Raw genomic sequence first — 768 nt, forward strand, 5'->3', positions numbered from 1 at the left:
GGCTGGGCGCGGGCGCTGCTCTCGCCGGGGGCGCTGGCCAGCTCGGTGCGCACGCTGCGCGCGCATCCCTCGCTGCCGATGCTGACCGCGCTCGGCGCCTCCTTCTCGGTGGTGCAGGCCTGCCTGATGGCCTTCACCGCCACCTATGTCGTCACCCGCCACGGCGCCTCGCTGGCCGAGGCGGGGCGGATCATGGCGGTGATGCAGGGCGCCAGCATGCTGGGCCGCGTCCTGATGGGCTGGGTGGCGGACCGCCGCGGCCATGCCATGCGGCACCTGGCGCTGCAGGCGGTGCTGTCGGCCCTGGCGGTCGGGCTGCTGGTGCTGGCGGGCGACCAGGGGCGCGGCGCGCTGTATGGCTGCGCCGCGCTGGTGGGTTTTTTGGCCGTCGGCTGGAACGGCGTCCACATCGCCGAGCTGGCGCGCGTCGCGCCGCTGCCGCTGGTCAGCGACGTCACCTCGGCCGCCAGCCTGTTCGGCTTCCTGGGCTCGATCGGCGGGCCGCTGCTCTTCACGGTGCTGGTGGCCTGGAGCGGCAGCTACGGCCTGGCCTTCCTGGCCATGGCCGGGCAGCTGGCGGCGTTCGGCCTGGCCTGCCTGCTGCTGGCCCCGCGCGAGGCGGAGGAGGACGGCGCGCGGCGCTGAGGCCGCCTCAGCCGCCGGCGAGCTGCGCCAGCCCGGCCGGCAGGGCGCGGTGTGCCGGCAGGCCGGTGCGGCGCATCTGCGCCGCCAGCCAGTGCGCGTGTACCAGCCGCACCCGCACCGGCA

General features: G+C 76.4%; 1 protein-coding gene. It reads left to right on the plus strand.

The window, feature by feature from the left end; translation table 11 throughout:
* Nucleotides 1-645: MFS transporter (locus HMPREF0731_RS22195; protein ID WP_007006511.1), on the plus strand; the 645-nt coding region annotated here is incomplete at its 5' end.
* Nucleotides 646-768: the final 123 nt, after the last annotated feature.

It is taken from the genome of Pseudoroseomonas cervicalis ATCC 49957, from assembly GCF_000164635.1.
Classification (GTDB): domain Bacteria; phylum Pseudomonadota; class Alphaproteobacteria; order Acetobacterales; family Acetobacteraceae; genus Pseudoroseomonas; species Pseudoroseomonas cervicalis.